This is a genomic window from Actinotalea alkalitolerans (assembly GCF_023369855.1).
GTDB lineage: Bacteria > Actinomycetota > Actinomycetes > Actinomycetales > Cellulomonadaceae > Actinotalea.
In genome coordinates this window covers 142709-157191 of the sequence record NZ_JAMBPP010000003.1, presented here as the reverse complement: position 1 = coordinate 157191, position 14483 = coordinate 142709, and the positions used below count along the sequence as shown (strand labels likewise).

The following is a 14483-nucleotide window of genomic DNA, read 5'->3' as shown; positions in this document are numbered from 1 at the left end:
CCTGCGCCACCCACGTCCCAGGAGGCCGCCGTGCCCGATCCGACCGCCCGACCGATCGAGCTGCACAACGTGGTGGGAGGTGAGCCGCGGCCCGCCGCCGACGAGCGCACGAGCGCGGTCGTCGACCCGACCACCGGGCAGCCCTACGCGACCGCTCCGATTTCTGGCGCGGACGACGTCGACCACGCCCTGCGCACCGCGGCCCGGGCGTTCGAGACCTGGCGCGAGACCACCCCCGCCGAGCGGCAGCTGGCCCTGCTGCGGGTCGCGGACGCTCTGGAGGCCCGAGCAGAGGAGTTCGTGGCGGTCGAGTCCCGCAACACCGGCAAGCCCCTGGCGCTCACGGCCACCGACGAGATCCCGCCGTGCGTCGACCAGTTCCGGTTCTTCGCCGGCGCGGCCCGGGTCCTCGAGGGGGTCGCTGCGGGTGAGTACATGCACGGTCACACCTCATGGGTCCGGCGTGAGCCGATCGGTGTCGTCGGTCAGGTGACCCCGTGGAACTACCCGCTGATGATGGCGGTCTGGAAGATCGCCCCCGCGCTCGCCGCGGGCAACGCCGTGGTCCTCAAGCCGTCCGACACGACCCCGGTGAGCACCCTCCTGCTCGCCGAGGTGATCAACGAGATCCTGCCGGCGGGGGTGTTCAACGTGGTGTGCGGCGATCGCGAGACCGGTCGGGCCCTGGTCGAGCACCCGATCCCGGCCATGGTGTCGATCACCGGGTCGGTGCGGGCCGGGATGGAGGTCGCGGCCTCGGCGTCCAGGGACGTCAAGCGGGTCCACCTGGAGCTCGGCGGCAAGGCGCCCGTGGTCGTCTTCGCCGACGCGGACCTGGCCGCCGCGGCCGAGGGGATCGCCGCGGCCGGCTTCTACAACGCGGGACAGGACTGCACGGCGGCCACCCGGGTGCTGGTCCACGAGTCGGTGCACTCCGACTTCGTCGCCGCCCTCGCCGAGCAGGCGCAGGGGACGCGGACCGGACGGCCTGACCAGGACGTCGCGTTCGGACCGGTGAACAACGCCGTCCAGCTGGACCGGGTGCTCGGCTTCCTGGACCGGTTGCCCGCCCACGCCTCCGTGGTGGCCGGGGGGAGCAGGCAGGGCGATGTCGGCTACTTCCACGAGGCCACCGTCGTCGACGGCCTGCGCCAGGACGACGAGGCCGTGCAGACCGAGATCTTCGGGCCGGTGATCACGGTGCAGACGTTCCGGGACGAGGCCGAGGCGCTCGCGCTGGCCAACGGTGTGCAGTACGGCTTGGCGAGCTCGGTGTGGACCTCCGACCACGGCACGGCGATGCGCATGTCCCGCGGTCTGGACTTCGGCTGCGTCTGGATCAACACGCACATCCCGTTCGTGGCCGAGATGCCGCACGGGGGGTTCAAGCACTCGGGCTACGGCAAGGACCTGTCGAGGTACGGCTTCGAGGACTACACGCGGATCAAGCACGTGATGAGTGCCTTCGGCGGGTGACCACCCCGCTGCGGGGAGAAGGATCGACGGTCCGGCGGACGAGAGGCTGCGTGAATCGTTGTTCATGTTCCAGTCCGGTGACGTTTCCGTTGCGAGATCGCCCCAGCACGATGGAATCCCTTGTGCGCCAGGGGGTCCTCCTGCCACGATCCCCCTCATCGCGGGCTGTGCCCGCGCTCTGCCCGCCGCCACGACAGGAGCCCGGGGATGACCCAGCGTGACCGCCGTCCGCCCACCGACCCGATCATCCGTGCCCTGCAGCGAGCCCAGCGGTCCGGGGTCGTCTCTCGTCGCTCGGTGCTGGCCGGGGGCGCCGGGATCGCCGGGATGGGGGCGCTCCTGGCCGCCTGCGGGACCGGCGGGACGCCGGGGACCGGCGGAGCTCCCACGCCGGCGCAGGACCGGTCGCAGGACGAGAAGGTCGTGAGCTGGGCGAACTGGACCCTGTACCTGGACTACGACGACGTCACCCAGCGCTACCCCACCCTCGAGGCCTTCAGCGAGACCTCCGGGATCCGCGCCACCTACTCCGAGGACATCGAGGACAACGACGCCTACTTCGGCAAGATCCAGGGACAGCTGGCCAACGGCCAGGACATCGGCCAGGACATCGTGACCCTGACGGACTGGATGGCCGCGCGGATGATCCGGCTGGGCTACACGCAGGAGCTCGACAAGGGCAACCTCCCGCACGCCGCCAACCTCCTCGAGAGCCTGCAGGACGTCTCCTTCGACCCCGGCAGGTCCCACTCGCTGACCTGGCAGTCCGGGTTCGGCGGGCTGGCATGGAACAAGCAGGCGGTGCCCGGGGGCCTGCGCACCGTCTCCGACCTGTGGGACCCGTCCCTGGCGGGACGTGTCGAGGTCCTCTCGGAGATGCGTGACACCGTCGGTCTGATCATGCTCGACCAGGGCGTCGACGTGGCCGGGGAGTGGGGGGACGACGAGTTCTTCCGGGCGCTGGAGGTGCTCGACGAGCAGATCTCCTCGGGGCAGATCCGACAGGTCAAGGGCAACTCCTACGCCGAGGACCTCGTCTCGGGCGATGCGCTCGCCGTGATCGGCTGGTCGGGCGACATCACGGTGCTGAACTTCGAGAACGGTGAGAACTGGGAGTTCGTGCTCCCCGAGGCGGGGGGCACGCTCTGGAGCGACAACCTGATGATCCCGATCGGTAGCCCGCACAAGGCCAACGCCGAGGCGCTGATGGACTACTACTACCAGCCCGAGGTGGCGGCTGAGGTCGCCGCGTACGTCAACTACATCTGCCCCGTCGAGGGCGCTCGTGAGGCGATGGAGGCGATCGACCCCGAGCTGGTCGACAACCAGCTGATCTTCCCCGACGACGAGACGCTCTCGCGGTCGCACGTCTTCCGGGCGCTCAGCCCCGAGGAGGAGACCCGGTACAACAACGAGTTCCAGTCGGTGATCGGGAACTGATGAGCCTGAGCGCCTCGACCCGCGCCGTGCCCAGCGGCTCGCCGGACGGCGAGACCTCCTCGGGGGCCGATCTCACCCTCGAGCGGATCACCAAGGACTTCGGGTCGTTCGTCGCGGTCGACGACCTCAGCCTGACCGTGCCGTCCGGGTCGTTCTTCGCCCTCCTGGGCCCCTCGGGCTGCGGCAAGACGACCACGCTGCGGATGGTCGCCGGGCTCGAGCGACCCAGCAGCGGACGGATCCTCATCGGTGGGCAGGACGTCACCTCCACCCGCGCCCACCAGCGCCCGGTCAACACGGTCTTCCAGAGCTATGCGCTCTTCCCGCACCTGACCGTGATCGAGAACGTGGCGTTCGGGCTGCGTCGTACGCGGGCCGCGAACCCGCTGGGACGCGCAGGTGACGCGCTCGACCTGGTCGAGCTGCGGCACCTGGCCGACCGGCGTCCCTCCCAGCTCTCGGGTGGGCAGCAGCAGCGCGTCGCCCTGGCGCGGGCGATGGTCAACAACCCCGCCGTGCTGCTCCTCGACGAGCCGCTGGGCGCACTGGACCTCAAGCTGCGGCGCCAGATGCAGGTCGAGCTCAAGCGGATCCAGACCGAGGTGGGGCTCACGTTCGTCCACGTCACGCACGACCAGGAGGAGGCCATGACGATGGCCGACACCGTCGCGGTGATGAACGCCGGACGCATCGAGCAGCTCGGCGCCCCCGCCGATCTCTACGAGCTGCCGCGGACGGCCTTCGTGGCCAACTTCCTCGGGCAGTCCAACCTCCTGGGCGGCACTGTCGTCGAGACGGTGGACGGCATCATGGGTGTGGACGTCGCCGGACGCCGCATCCGTGTCCCCGTGGACCGTGCGGTGAGCACCAGCGGTGACGTGCTGGTCGGGGTCCGACCCGAGAAGCTCCGACTCGTGCGCGAGGGAGAGGAACCGGCCCCGGGCACGAACTGGGTGGGTCCCGGCGCTGTCACCGACGTGTCCTTCTCGGGCGTCAGCACCCAGTACCAGGTCATGGTCCCCGGCCTGGGCACGCTCAGCGTCTTCAGCCAGAACGTCGCCGGCAGGGGTGAGGTCCGGCTGGGCGAGCAGGTGCGGCTCGCCTGCGACGTCGACTTCACCTTCGGCCTGGACGGTGCCGAGGACGCGACATCGGGGGCGGTCGACCTCGACGACCCGGGAGCGTGAGGCGATGACGATCGTCAGTGCCATCGGCCACGGTCCCGGCAACGGGCCGGCCAGCCCACCGCCGGCGGCGCAGGGCCGCCGTGGACGCAGCGGGGCGTACCTGCTGCTGCTCCCGGGGATGGCGTACCTGACCCTCTTCTTCGTCTTCCCGGTCGTCGCGCTGCTGCTCACCTCGCTCTACGCACCGGTACCGGGCGGGGACATCGGGCAGTACCAGCCGGCCTTCGAGTGGCGCAACTACGTGGTCGCCCTCAGCAGCTACTGGCCGCAGATGCTGCGGTCGTTCCTCTACGCCCTGACCGCGACCGTCGCGGCCTTCCTCATCGGCTACCCGATGGCGTACGTCATCGCGGTGCGCGCGCGGGGGCGGCCCTTCCTGCAGGGCATGCTGCTGGTGCTGGTGATCGCGCCGTTCTTCACGAGCTTCATCCTGCGGACGATCGCCTGGAAGCAGATCCTGGCCGACGAGTCCTTCGTGGTCGCCGCGCTGCGGGCCGTCCAGCTCCTGCCCCCCGACGGTCGTCTGACCGCGACCGGGTTCGCCGTCGTGTGCGGGTTGACCTACAACTTCCTGCCGTTCATGACCCTGCCCATCTACGCGAGCCTCGAGCGGCTCGACCCACGGCTGGTCGAGGCAGGGGGGGACCTCTACGCCGGTGCACCCACGACCTTCCTGCGGGTCACCCTTCCGCTGTCCATGCCGGGGGTCGTCTCCGGGACCCTGCTGACCTTCATCCCTGCGTCGGGTGACTACGTGAACTCGGTCCTGCTGGGGAACAACACGACGACGATGATCGGTCAGGTCATCGACTCGCGGTTCTTCAAGGTCGCCGACTACCCGTCCGCGGCCGCGCTGTCCGTGGTGCTGATGGCCGCGATCCTCCTGCTGGTGAGCGCCTACGTCCGGCGCTCAGGGACCGAGGAGCTGCTGTGAGCGGCACGACGGCGACCGCCGTCACCACCGGGGTGACCCGTCGCCCGGGTGCGGTCGGTCCGTCCGACCCGCCCAGACGGCGCCCGTCGTGGCGGCTCGGGGACGCGATCGTGCCGATCTTCGCGGGCCTGGCCTTCCTCTACCTGCTGGTACCCATCGCCTACACGGTGGCCTTCTCGTTCAACCAGGCCGGCCGGACCAACCTCGTCTGGCGTGGGTTCACCCTCGACAACTGGCGCAACCCCTGCGGCGCGCCCCAGGTCTGCGAGGCCCTGGTCAACTCGCTCAAGGTCGGGGGCATCGCCACGGTCGTCTCCACGGCCCTGGGCACGCTCATCGCCCTGGCGCTGGTCCGGTACCGCTTCCGGGGACGGGCCGCCGCCAACCTGCTGATCTTCCTGCCGATGTCGACCCCGGAGGTCGTGCTGGGTGCCGCGCTGCTCGCCCAGTTCCTGAGCCTGCGGGTCAACCCCGGGTTCACGACCGTCGTGGTCGCGCACATCATGTTCTGCATCAGCTTCGTCGTGGTCACGGTCAAGGCCCGGGTCGCGAGCCTGGACCCGCGCCTGGAGGAGGCGGCCGCGGACCTGTACGCCTCGAGCTGGCAGGCGTTCTGGCGGGTGACGTTCCCGCTGCTGATCCCGGGTATCGCGGCCGCGGCGCTGCTCGCCTTCTCGTTGAGCTTCGACGACTTCATCATCACCAACTTCAACTCGGGGAACTTCACCACCTTCCCCAAGTTCGTCTACGTCTCGGCCACCCGTGGGATCCCTGCCCAGGCCAACGTGATCGGGTCCGCGATGTTCGCGCTCGCCCTGCTCCTCGTCGTCGCGGTCCAGGTCGTGTCCGTGGCCCGCCGTCGTCGCACGTGAGGTCCTGGCGGGTGGATCCCGTCGCCCCCGCGGCCCTCGCGACGACGCGACGACCGCTCAGCACCGGCCCGATCCGCGGCCGGCCGACCAGAAGGAGAACGGATGAGGATCCTCGTGGTGGGCAGTGGCGGGGTCGGTGACGCGGTGGCACGCATCGCCGCGCGACGCTCGTTCTTCGACCTCGTCGTCATGGCGGATCACGACCTCTCCCGTGCCGAGCGCACCGTCGCGGCGGTGCAGGGCGACCACGGTGACCCGCGCTTCGTCTCGGCCCCCGTGGACGCGTCCGACGCGGGCGCCGTCACCGCGCTGGCCCGGGAGCACGGCATCACCCACATCCTCAACGCGGTCGACCCGCGCTTCGTGATGCCGGTGTTCACCGGAGCGCTCGCGGCCGGGGCCGACTACCTCGACATGGCGATGTCGTTGTCCCGTCCCCATCCCGAGCGTCCGTACGAGCTGACCGGCGTCAAGCTGGGCGACGAGCAGTTCGAGCTGTCCGACCGCTGGGAGAGCGCTGGGCGGCTCGCGCTGGTCGGCATGGGCGTCGAGCCGGGCCTGTCGAACGTGTTCGCGCGCTACGCGGCCGACCACCTGTTCGCTCAGATCGACGAGCTGGGCACACGGGACGGCTCGAACCTCGTGGTGCTGGGCGACGACGGCGAGCCGGTCTTCGCCCCCTCGTTCTCGATCTGGACGACCATCGAGGAGTGCCTGAACCCCCCGGTGATCTGGGAGCGGGACCGGGCCGAGACCTCGGGGCGCCCCGAGGGCGGGTGGTTCACCGTGCCGCCCTTCCACGAGCCCGAGGTCTTCGACTTCCCGGGGGGGATCGGACCGGTCGAGTGCGTGCACGTCGAGCACGAGGAGGTGCTGCTCATGCCTCGCTTCCTGGACGCCCGACGGGTGACCTTCAAGTACGGGCTCGGGGAGGAGTTCATCGCCGTGCTGCGTACGCTGCACCGGCTGGGGCTGGACAGCACGACACCGGTGGCGGTCCGCGCGTCGGTCGCCGGCTCGCCCGTGACCGCGGCGGTCAGTCCGCGTGACGTGGTGGCAGCCTGCCTTCCCGACCCGGCAACACTCGGCGACCGGATGCACGGGGCGACCTGCGCGGGTGTCCTGGTCACTGGGACGGCGGCTGACGGGAGCCCGCGAGAGGTCTATCTTCATCATGTCGTGGACAACGCCTGGTCCATGGCCGAGTACGGCGCACAGTGCGTGGTGTGGCAGACCGCGGTCAACCCGGTCGTCGCCCTCGAGCTGCTGGCCCGTGGCACCTGGTCCGGGTCAGGCGTCCTGGGTCCTGAGGCCTTCGACGCCGTTCCCTTCCTCGACCTGCTCGCAGCCCCTGCGCCGGTCGGCTACGGATCCCCCTGGGGCCTGGAGGAGCGTCCGCCACCCCGATGAGCACACGACCGAGCTCCGAGGAGGGTCTGCGCGGCTTCAGCGCAGACCTGGTCGCGCTCCGTCGCCAGGTGCTCGTGCTGGGCCTGCTCATCGGTGTCCCGTCGATCATCGTGGTCTACCTGATCCGTGCTCCGCAGGACCCGGTCATGCGCTTCGCCGCCCCGCCCGGGCTGCTCTACCTGCTGTTCTTCACCTGGGTGCTCGTGCGCCGTCCGCAGCACGCGCAGCTGGTCTCGCGGGTGACCCTGACCGGGGCGCAGGTCCTGTGGGTCGTGATGATGGGTGTGCGCCTGGGCACGTCGCCCGACGTGACCGACGGTTGGCACGCGTTGTTCCCCACGACCTTCATGGGGCTGATCGTCTTCCTCGTGGTGGGGTACCTGCTGCACCCGACCCGGGCCGCGGTGTGGCGGGGGGCGGTGGTCACGGCCGCGGTCTGCGTGACCGGCCTGGCCGTGCTCCTCACCCGGGAGGGTGGTCAGGAGCACGTCGTCGACCTGCTGCGGTACTGCATCTACCTCGTGGTCATCGGTGTGCTGCTGCACGTGCTGTCGCGCGCCAAGGAGCGTGCCGCGCAGGCGTTCATCGCCACCGAGCACGCCAAGCAGGAGGCCCACAGCTACCGTGACCTGGCCTACAGCGACGCGCTCACCGGTCTGGCCAACCGGCGACGGCTCGTCGAGGAGCTCGCCCACCAGGCAGAGCGCCTCGACCCTGGTGGGTACGGGTCGCGTCGCGACGGCTCGGGGACCGGGGCGGCCGAGGAGGTCACCGACGCCGAGGTCCCGCGCAGGCCGCTCCCTGGGCCGGTGGCCGTGATCTTCCTCGACCTCGACCGCTTCAAGGAGGTCAACGACGAGCACGGGCACGCGGTGGGCGACGACGTCCTGTGCACCGCTGCGGCTCTCCTGGAGGGGCTGGTGCGCAAGCAGGACCTGGTGGCCCGGCTGGGTGGGGAGGAGTTCGTCGTGGTGGCGCCCGGGGTCGACGCCGACCGCGCCCGCGAGCTCGCCGAGCGGCTGCGGTCGGCACTGCCCGAGGCGACCCGTCTGAGCACCGGCGTCGCGGTCACCGGCAGCTTCGGTGTGGCGATGATGCGGCCCGGCGAGGGGGCGCTCGACGTGCTCGCCCGGGTCGACGGGCTGATGTATGCGGCCAAGGCCGCAGGGCGCAACCGGGTCGTGCTGGCCTCGACCTGATCCCGCCTCAGGTGGGCGACGACGTCGAGGCGACCCCGGTCAGGACGGTGTCAAGGACGTCGAGCGCCTCGCGCAGCAGGTCGTGCTCGATGACCAGCGGTGGCAGGAGGCGGACCACGTTGCCGTAGGTGCCGCAGGTCAGCACCAGCACCCCCTGCTGCGCGCACTCGCGGGCGACCCGGGCGGTCTCGGCGGCGTCGGGCTCGAGCGTCCCGGGCCGGACCAGCTCGAGGGCGAGCATCGCGCCGCGGCCGCGGACCTCGGCGACCTGGGGCGCCCGACGGGCGAGGTCGCGCAGGCGTGGCATGGCGACGGCCTCGATCCGTCGCGCGGCACCGGTCAGGTCGTGCTCCGCGATCATCGCGAAGGTGGCCAGTGCCGCGGCGCAGGCCAGCGGGTTGCCTCCGAAGGTCCCGCCCAGCCCGCCGGGGTGCACGGCGTCCATGATCGCGGCACGACCGGTGACGGCCGCCAGGGGCAGTCCGCCGGCGATCCCCTTGGCCAGGGTCACCAGATCGGGCACGACACCCTCGTGGTCGCACGCGAACATCGCGCCGGTGCGGGCGAAGCCGGTCTGCACCTCGTCGGCGACGAGGAGCACACCCTGCCGGGTGCACCAGTCGGCCAGGGCGGGGAGGAACCCCGGGGCCGGGACGACGAACCCGCCCTCACCCTGGATCGGCTCGACGACGAGTGCGGCCACCTGGTCGGCGCCGACCTGCTTCTCGATGGTCGCCGTGGTCCGCGCCGCCGCCTCGGCGCCGCTCAGCGGCACGGGCTCACGCAGGGGGTAGGAGCCCGGTACGCGGTAGACCTCGCCCGCGAACGGGCCGAAGCCGGTCTTGTAGGGCATGGCCTTGGCCGTCATCGCCATCGTGAGGTTGGTGCGTCCGTGGTAGGCGTGGTCGAGCACCACGACCGCGGGCCGACCGGTCGCGCGCCGGGCGATCTTGACGGCGTTCTCGACCGCCTCGGCGCCCGAGTTGACCAGGATGCTGCGCTTCTCGTGGTCTCCCGGGGTGAGGCGGGCGAGGGCCTCGCACACCTGGACGTACTCCTCGTACGGCGTGATCATGAAGCAGGTGTGGGTGAAGTCCTCGACCTGGGCGCTGACCGCCCGGACCACGGCGGGTGCGGCACTGCCGACCGAGGTGACGGCGATGCCCGACCCGAGGTCGATGAACGAGTTGCCGTCGACGTCCACGACCACCCCGCCACCTGCCCGCTCGACGTACACCGGCAGGGTGCTCGAGACACCCGCGGCGACAGCGGTGCGGCGGCGATCGTGCAGCGCGGTGGACCGAGGGCCGGGGACGGCGGTGCGGAGCAGGCGCCGTTGGGGTAGGTCACGGGGGTGGAGATCGGTCAGCGGTGCGGATCCCTCGGTCATGAGGTGATGCTAGTGCGCAGAACCGCAGCAGGGCAGGGTCGAGACCGATGTTTTCCGTCGTACTGTTCGCTGCCCGCGGACGCGTCACCGGCACGCACCGTCACGGGGGATGATGGGACCGGCACGCGGACCGCGTGCCGGTGACAACCCTGTGCCCGAGCGCTGCGCCCGGGCGGTCGGAGGCTCTGATGGCGTACCTGGTCGGCGTGCTCGTTCTCGTCGTCGGCGTGCTGGTCTCGATCGCCCTGCACGAGGTGGGTCACATGGTGCCCGCCAAGCGGTTCGGGGTTCGGGTCAGTCAGTTCATGGTCGGCTTCGGCCCCACCCTGTGGTCGCGTACGCGCGGCGAGACCGAGTACGGGTTCAAGGCGATCCCCCTGGGCGGCTACGTCCGGCTGGTGGGGATGTTCGCGACGGCCGAGGCCGTGGGCGCGCGACCCCGGACCGGTCGGCTCGCCGAGCTCGCGCAGGCCACCCGGGAGGCGAGCGCCGAGGAGATCCACCCCGGGGAGGACCACCGGGCGTTCTTCCGCCTCAGCACCCCCAAGAAGCTCGTGGTGATGCTGGGCGGGCCGGTGATGAACCTGCTGATCGCGATCGTGCTGATCGGGGTGGTCCTGGTGGGCATCGGCCTGCCGGGCGGTGCCTCGACGACGGTGGCGACCGTGAGCCAGTGCGTCGTGCCGCTCGACGCCGATCCCGACCGGGAGTGCACCGCCCAGGACCCTGCTGCCCCTGCCGCGGCGGCGGGGATCGAGCCGGGCGACCGGGTGGTGGCCTTCGGCGGCGCGGAGATCGCGACCTGGACCGAGCTCGAGACGGCGATCCGGGCCTCGGGCGGCATCCCGGTGTCGATGGTCGTCGAGCGCGAAGGCCAGCAGGTGCGCCTCGAGGTCGTGCCGCTGCTGGCCGAGCGCCCCGTCTACGACGAGCAGCGCGAGCCGGTGCTCGGGGCCGACGGCGAGCCGCTGACCGACACGGTCGGTTTCCTCGGCGTGGGCCCGGCACCCCAGCTCGAACGTCAGCCGCTGTCCGCGGTGCCGAGCACCGTCGGGACGGTCGTGTGGGAGACGGTCAAGATCGTCGCGACCCTGCCCGTCCATGTCGCCCAGGTCGCGCAGTCGACCTTCGGCGGGGGTACCCGCGACGGTTCAGGGGTCGTGGGCGTGGTCGGCATCGGCCGGTTCGCGGGTGAGATCGCGGCGGACGAGTCCCCGGGGTTCGGCCTCGCCGAGCGCGTGGCCAGCATGCTGCTCCTGCTCGCCTCGCTCAACGTCGCCCTCTTCGCCTTCAACCTCATCCCGCTGCTGCCGCTCGACGGCGGGCACGTCGCCGGAGCGCTCTGGGAGGGTGGGCGGCGTCAGCTCGCCCGGTGGCGCGGGGTCTCGCTGCCCGGCCCTGCGGACGTCGCACGGATGATGCCGCTGGCCTACGGGGTGTTCGCGGTGCTCGCCGTCGTCATGGTCCTGCTGGTCTACGCCGACCTCGTCCGGCCCATCACCTTCTGACCTCGCGCGGCGCCGGCCGCGGGTAGGGCGATAATGGTGCGGTGAGCATCCCCATCAGCCTCGGCATGCCAGAAGCCCCACCCCCCGTCCTCGCCCCGCGCCGACCGACGCGCAAGATCAAGGTCGGCTCGTTGCACGTGGGTGGGGACGCCCCCGTCTCGGTGCAGTCGATGACGACGACCAAGACGACCGACATCAACGCGACGCTGCAGCAGATCGCTGAGCTGACCGCGTCGGGCTGCGACATCGTGCGGGTCGCCTGCCCCACCGAGGAGGACGCGGCGGCCCTGCCGATCATCGCGCGCAAGTCGCAGATCCCGGTGATCGCCGACATCCACTTCCAGCCCAAGTACGTCTTCGCGGCGATCGACGCCGGGTGCGCGGCGGTCCGGGTCAACCCGGGCAACATCCGCAAGTTCGACGACCAGGTGGCTGACATCGCCCGGGCCGCTGCTGACGCCGGGGTCTCGATCCGGATCGGCGTCAACGCGGGCTCCCTCGACAAGCGACTGCTCGAGAAGTACGGCAAGGCGACCCCGGAGGCGCTGGTCGAGTCGGCGGTGTGGGAGGCGTCGCTGTTCGAGGAGCACGGCTTCCACGACTTCAAGATCTCGGTCAAGCACAACGACCCGGTGATCATGGTCCGCGCCTACGAGATGCTCTCCGAGCGTGGGGACTGGCCGCTGCACCTGGGGGTCACCGAGGCCGGCCCGGCCTTCCAGGGGACGATCAAGTCCGCGACCGCCTTCGGTGCGCTGCTGAGCCAGGGGATCGGCGACACCATCCGGGTCTCCCTCTCTGCGCCCCCCGTCGAGGAGGTGAAGGTCGGCATCCAGATCCTACAGTCGCTCAACCTGCGTCCGCGCAAGCTCGAGATCGTCTCCTGCCCCTCGTGCGGACGGGCCCAGGTGGACGTCTACTCGCTGGCCGAGCGCGTCACCGCCGGGCTCGAGGGGATGGAGGTGCCGCTGCGGGTGGCCGTCATGGGCTGCGTGGTCAACGGTCCGGGTGAGGCCCGGGAGGCCGACCTGGGCGTCGCCTCGGGCAACGGCAAGGGCCAGATCTTCGTCAAGGGTGAGGTGATCAAGACCGTGCCCGAGTCGATGATCGTGGAGACGTTGATCGAGGAGGCACTCAAGATCGCCGAGTCGATGGAGACCCCGCAGGGCGGTGGCGCACCGGTGGTCTCGGTCTCCTGACCTCGTACGCGCCGGGGTGGGCAGGCATGGTGCAGAATTCGAACGTGAGCGGCTCGTGGACCGAGGTCGGCGCCGCGCGGTCGGTCGTCGTCGACGTCGACCTGCGTCAGGCCCTCCGGCTGTGCGCCCAGGACCCGGTGGGCTCGGTGCTCGCCGCGGCGCGGATCGAGACCGCGATCGCCAACGGGTCCCACCGGGGCGGCGCCTCGTTGTGGGGGTTCGAGCGCGAGGGCACGCTCGTCGCGGTCTGCTGGGCCGGTGCCAACCTCGTGCCGGTGTGTGCGGCGCAGGACACCGATGCGATCGACGCCTTCGCCCGTGCGGCGATCCGCCAGGGACGCCGGTGCTCGTCGATCGTCGGGCCGGCTGCGACGGTGCTCGCCCTGTGGGAGAGGCTCCAGCCCACCTGGGGTCCGGCGCGTGAGGTACGGGCCGACCAGCCCTCGCTGGTGATCGATCACACGCCATGGGTCCGACCCGACCCGAACGTGCGCCTCTCGACCCTGGACGACCTCCCGGTGCTGCTCCCCGCCTGCGTCGAGATGTTCGTCGAGGAGGTCGGCTACTCCCCGCTGACCGGCGCGACGGGTGCCTACGAGGCGCGCGTGCGCTCGCTGGTCGTCGAGGAGCGGTCGCTGGTCCGGGTCGGCACGACGAACGGGGTGCCCGAGGTGGTCTTCAAGGCCGAGCTCGGGGCGGTCAGCAGTCGCGTCGCGCAGGTCCAGGGGGTCTGGGTCGCCCCGCAGCACCGCGGCCGGGGTCTGTCCGAGTCCGGCATGGCGGCGGTCGTCGCATGGACCCTGCGCACCACCGCCCCGGTCGTCTCGCTGTACGTCAACCACTACAACACCCGTGCCCTGGCGGCCTACCGTCGGGTCGGGTTCCGGGAGCACGGCACCTACGCCACGATCCTGTTCTGACCCGCGCTCACCCTCCTCAGCGCAGCAGTCGGGACATCCGTCGGTCGGCGAGCAGCCGACCGCCGGTCTGGCAGGTCGGGCAGTACTGCAGCGACGAGTCGGCGAACGAGACCTCCCGGACGGTGTCCTGGCACACCGGGCAGGGCTGCCCGGTGCGTCCGTGCACGCGCATCCCCTGACGCTTGGCGTCCTTGAGCTCGCGTGCGGGCCGCCCACGGGCGGCCCCGAGCGCCTCGGCCAGCACCCGCCGCAGTGCCTCGTGCAGTCGTCGGACGTCCTGCGGCTCGAGGGACCGGGTCAGCGCGAAAGGGCTCGTCCGGGCGGCGTGCAGGATCTCGTCGGAGTAGGCGTTGCCGATGCCCGCGATCTTCCCCTGGTCGCGGAGCAACCCCTTGATCTGCTGGTTGGTCGAGCCCAGCAGGGCGGCGAGCCTCTCCACGGTCAGGTCGGGACCGAGGGGGTCCACCCCCAGGGAGGCGATGGCTGGCACATCCAGAGGGTCGTTCACCAGGTGCACCGCGAGTCGCTTGCGGGTCCCTGCCTCGGTGAGGTCGAAGCCGCTCGCGTCGTCCAGCACGACGCGCAGAGCCAGGGGCGAGGGGCCGGGCCGGACCGGCGTCGAGGGCACCGTGTCGTACCAGCGGAGCCACCCTGCTCGGGCCAGGTGCACGACCAGGTGCGGAGCCGGTGAGTCCGTGGCCGTCGGGCGGTCCCCGGTGGCCACGTCCAGCCACTTCCCGTGCCGGTGGACCTCCGTCACCGGTCTGCCGACCAGATCGGCAGGAGCGGGGGACCAGGTCTTGAGCGCGCTGATCGTGCCGACGTCGACCCGTCGGATCGCACGCCCGGTCAGCCGCTCGCGCAGCATCTCGGCGAGCGCCTCGACCTCGGGAAGCTCGGGCACCCTCTCATCGTGGCGGACTCCGCGTCCGTCGGCGACCCCCCGCA

At 71.2% G+C, this 14483-nt stretch carries 12 protein-coding genes; 10 read left to right on the top strand and 2 right to left on the bottom strand.

Going from position 1 to position 14483, the window contains the following annotated elements:
- The first annotated feature begins 30 nt into the window (after positions 1-30).
- The 7 genes from M1R94_RS04270 (at position 31) to M1R94_RS04240 (ending at position 8518) form a co-directional block, all read left to right on the top strand.
- Positions 31-1476 (top strand): gamma-aminobutyraldehyde dehydrogenase, encoded by a 1446-nt coding sequence (locus M1R94_RS04270; protein WP_374109424.1) that lies wholly within the window; start codon positions 31-33, stop codon positions 1474-1476.
- Between the two features lie 207 nt (positions 1477-1683).
- Entirely contained in the window at positions 1684-2916 is a 1233-nt protein-coding gene (locus M1R94_RS04265) for a polyamine ABC transporter substrate-binding protein (RefSeq protein ID WP_249380425.1), read from the top strand.
- Complete coding sequence (locus M1R94_RS04260) at positions 2916-4103, top strand: ABC transporter ATP-binding protein (RefSeq protein ID WP_249380424.1); 1188 nt, start codon at positions 2916-2918, stop codon at positions 4101-4103. The genes M1R94_RS04265 and M1R94_RS04260 overlap by 1 nt, the downstream gene beginning before the upstream one ends.
- Before the next feature lie 4 nt (positions 4104-4107).
- Positions 4108-5037: an ABC transporter permease gene (locus M1R94_RS04255; protein WP_249380423.1), complete on the top strand. Its 930-nt coding sequence runs from the start codon at positions 4108-4110 to the stop codon at positions 5035-5037.
- A gap of 107 nt (positions 5038-5144) precedes the next feature.
- Entirely contained in the window at positions 5145-5909 is a 765-nt protein-coding gene (locus M1R94_RS04250) for an ABC transporter permease (protein ID WP_249380605.1), read from the top strand.
- Between the two features lie 102 nt (positions 5910-6011).
- Positions 6012-7319: a saccharopine dehydrogenase family protein gene (locus tag M1R94_RS04245; RefSeq protein ID WP_249380422.1), complete on the top strand. Its 1308-nt coding sequence runs from the start codon at positions 6012-6014 to the stop codon at positions 7317-7319.
- Entirely contained in the window at positions 7316-8518 is a 1203-nt protein-coding gene (locus M1R94_RS04240; RefSeq protein ID WP_249380421.1) for a GGDEF domain-containing protein, read from the top strand. The genes M1R94_RS04245 and M1R94_RS04240 overlap by 4 nt, the downstream gene beginning before the upstream one ends.
- A gap of 7 nt (positions 8519-8525) precedes the next feature.
- On the opposite strand, the gene gabT is transcribed toward M1R94_RS04240, so the two are convergent.
- Positions 8526-9908: a 4-aminobutyrate--2-oxoglutarate transaminase gene (gabT, locus tag M1R94_RS04235; protein WP_249380420.1), complete on the bottom strand. Its 1383-nt coding sequence runs from the start codon at positions 9906-9908 to the stop codon at positions 8526-8528.
- 188 nt (positions 9909-10096) lie between these two features.
- Here gabT and M1R94_RS04230 point away from each other — a divergent pair, with 188 nt between their 5' ends.
- From M1R94_RS04230 to M1R94_RS04220, 3 genes are read left to right on the top strand one after another with little or no spacing between them, the layout of a single operon-like run.
- Positions 10097-11416 (top strand): M50 family metallopeptidase, encoded by a 1320-nt coding sequence (locus M1R94_RS04230; RefSeq protein WP_249380419.1) that lies wholly within the window; start codon positions 10097-10099, stop codon positions 11414-11416.
- Positions 11417-11457: 41 nt separating this feature from the next.
- Entirely contained in the window at positions 11458-12615 is a 1158-nt protein-coding gene (gene ispG / locus M1R94_RS04225) for a flavodoxin-dependent (E)-4-hydroxy-3-methylbut-2-enyl-diphosphate synthase (protein WP_249380418.1), read from the top strand.
- Between the two features lie 44 nt (positions 12616-12659).
- Positions 12660-13535: a GNAT family N-acetyltransferase gene (locus M1R94_RS04220; RefSeq protein ID WP_249380417.1), complete on the top strand. Its 876-nt coding sequence runs from the start codon at positions 12660-12662 to the stop codon at positions 13533-13535.
- A 16-nt stretch (positions 13536-13551) separates the two neighbouring features.
- On the opposite strand, the gene M1R94_RS04215 is transcribed toward M1R94_RS04220, so the two are convergent.
- Positions 13552-14439, bottom strand: coding sequence for an Fpg/Nei family DNA glycosylase (locus tag M1R94_RS04215; protein ID WP_249380416.1), 888 nt, complete (start codon positions 14437-14439; stop codon positions 13552-13554).
- Positions 14440-14483: the final 44 nt, after the last annotated feature.

Bases quoted from the DNA above. Each gene is read 5' to 3' on its own strand.
- M1R94_RS04245 (WP_249380422.1), top strand. From the start codon at position 6,012: ATGAGGATCCTCGTGGTGGGCAGTGGCGGGGTCGGTGACGCGGTGGCA.
- gabT (WP_249380420.1), bottom strand. From the start codon at position 9,908: ATGACCGAGGGATCCGCACCGCTGACCGATCTCCACCCCCGTGACCTA.
- M1R94_RS04240 (WP_249380421.1), top strand. From the start codon at position 7,316: ATGAGCACACGACCGAGCTCCGAGGAGGGTCTGCGCGGCTTCAGCGCA.
- M1R94_RS04265 (WP_249380425.1), top strand. From the start codon at position 1,684: ATGACCCAGCGTGACCGCCGTCCGCCCACCGACCCGATCATCCGTGCC.
- M1R94_RS04255 (WP_249380423.1), top strand. From the start codon at position 4,108: ATGACGATCGTCAGTGCCATCGGCCACGGTCCCGGCAACGGGCCGGCC.
- M1R94_RS04260 (WP_249380424.1), top strand. From the start codon at position 2,916: ATGAGCCTGAGCGCCTCGACCCGCGCCGTGCCCAGCGGCTCGCCGGAC.
- M1R94_RS04230 (WP_249380419.1), top strand. From the start codon at position 10,097: ATGGCGTACCTGGTCGGCGTGCTCGTTCTCGTCGTCGGCGTGCTGGTC.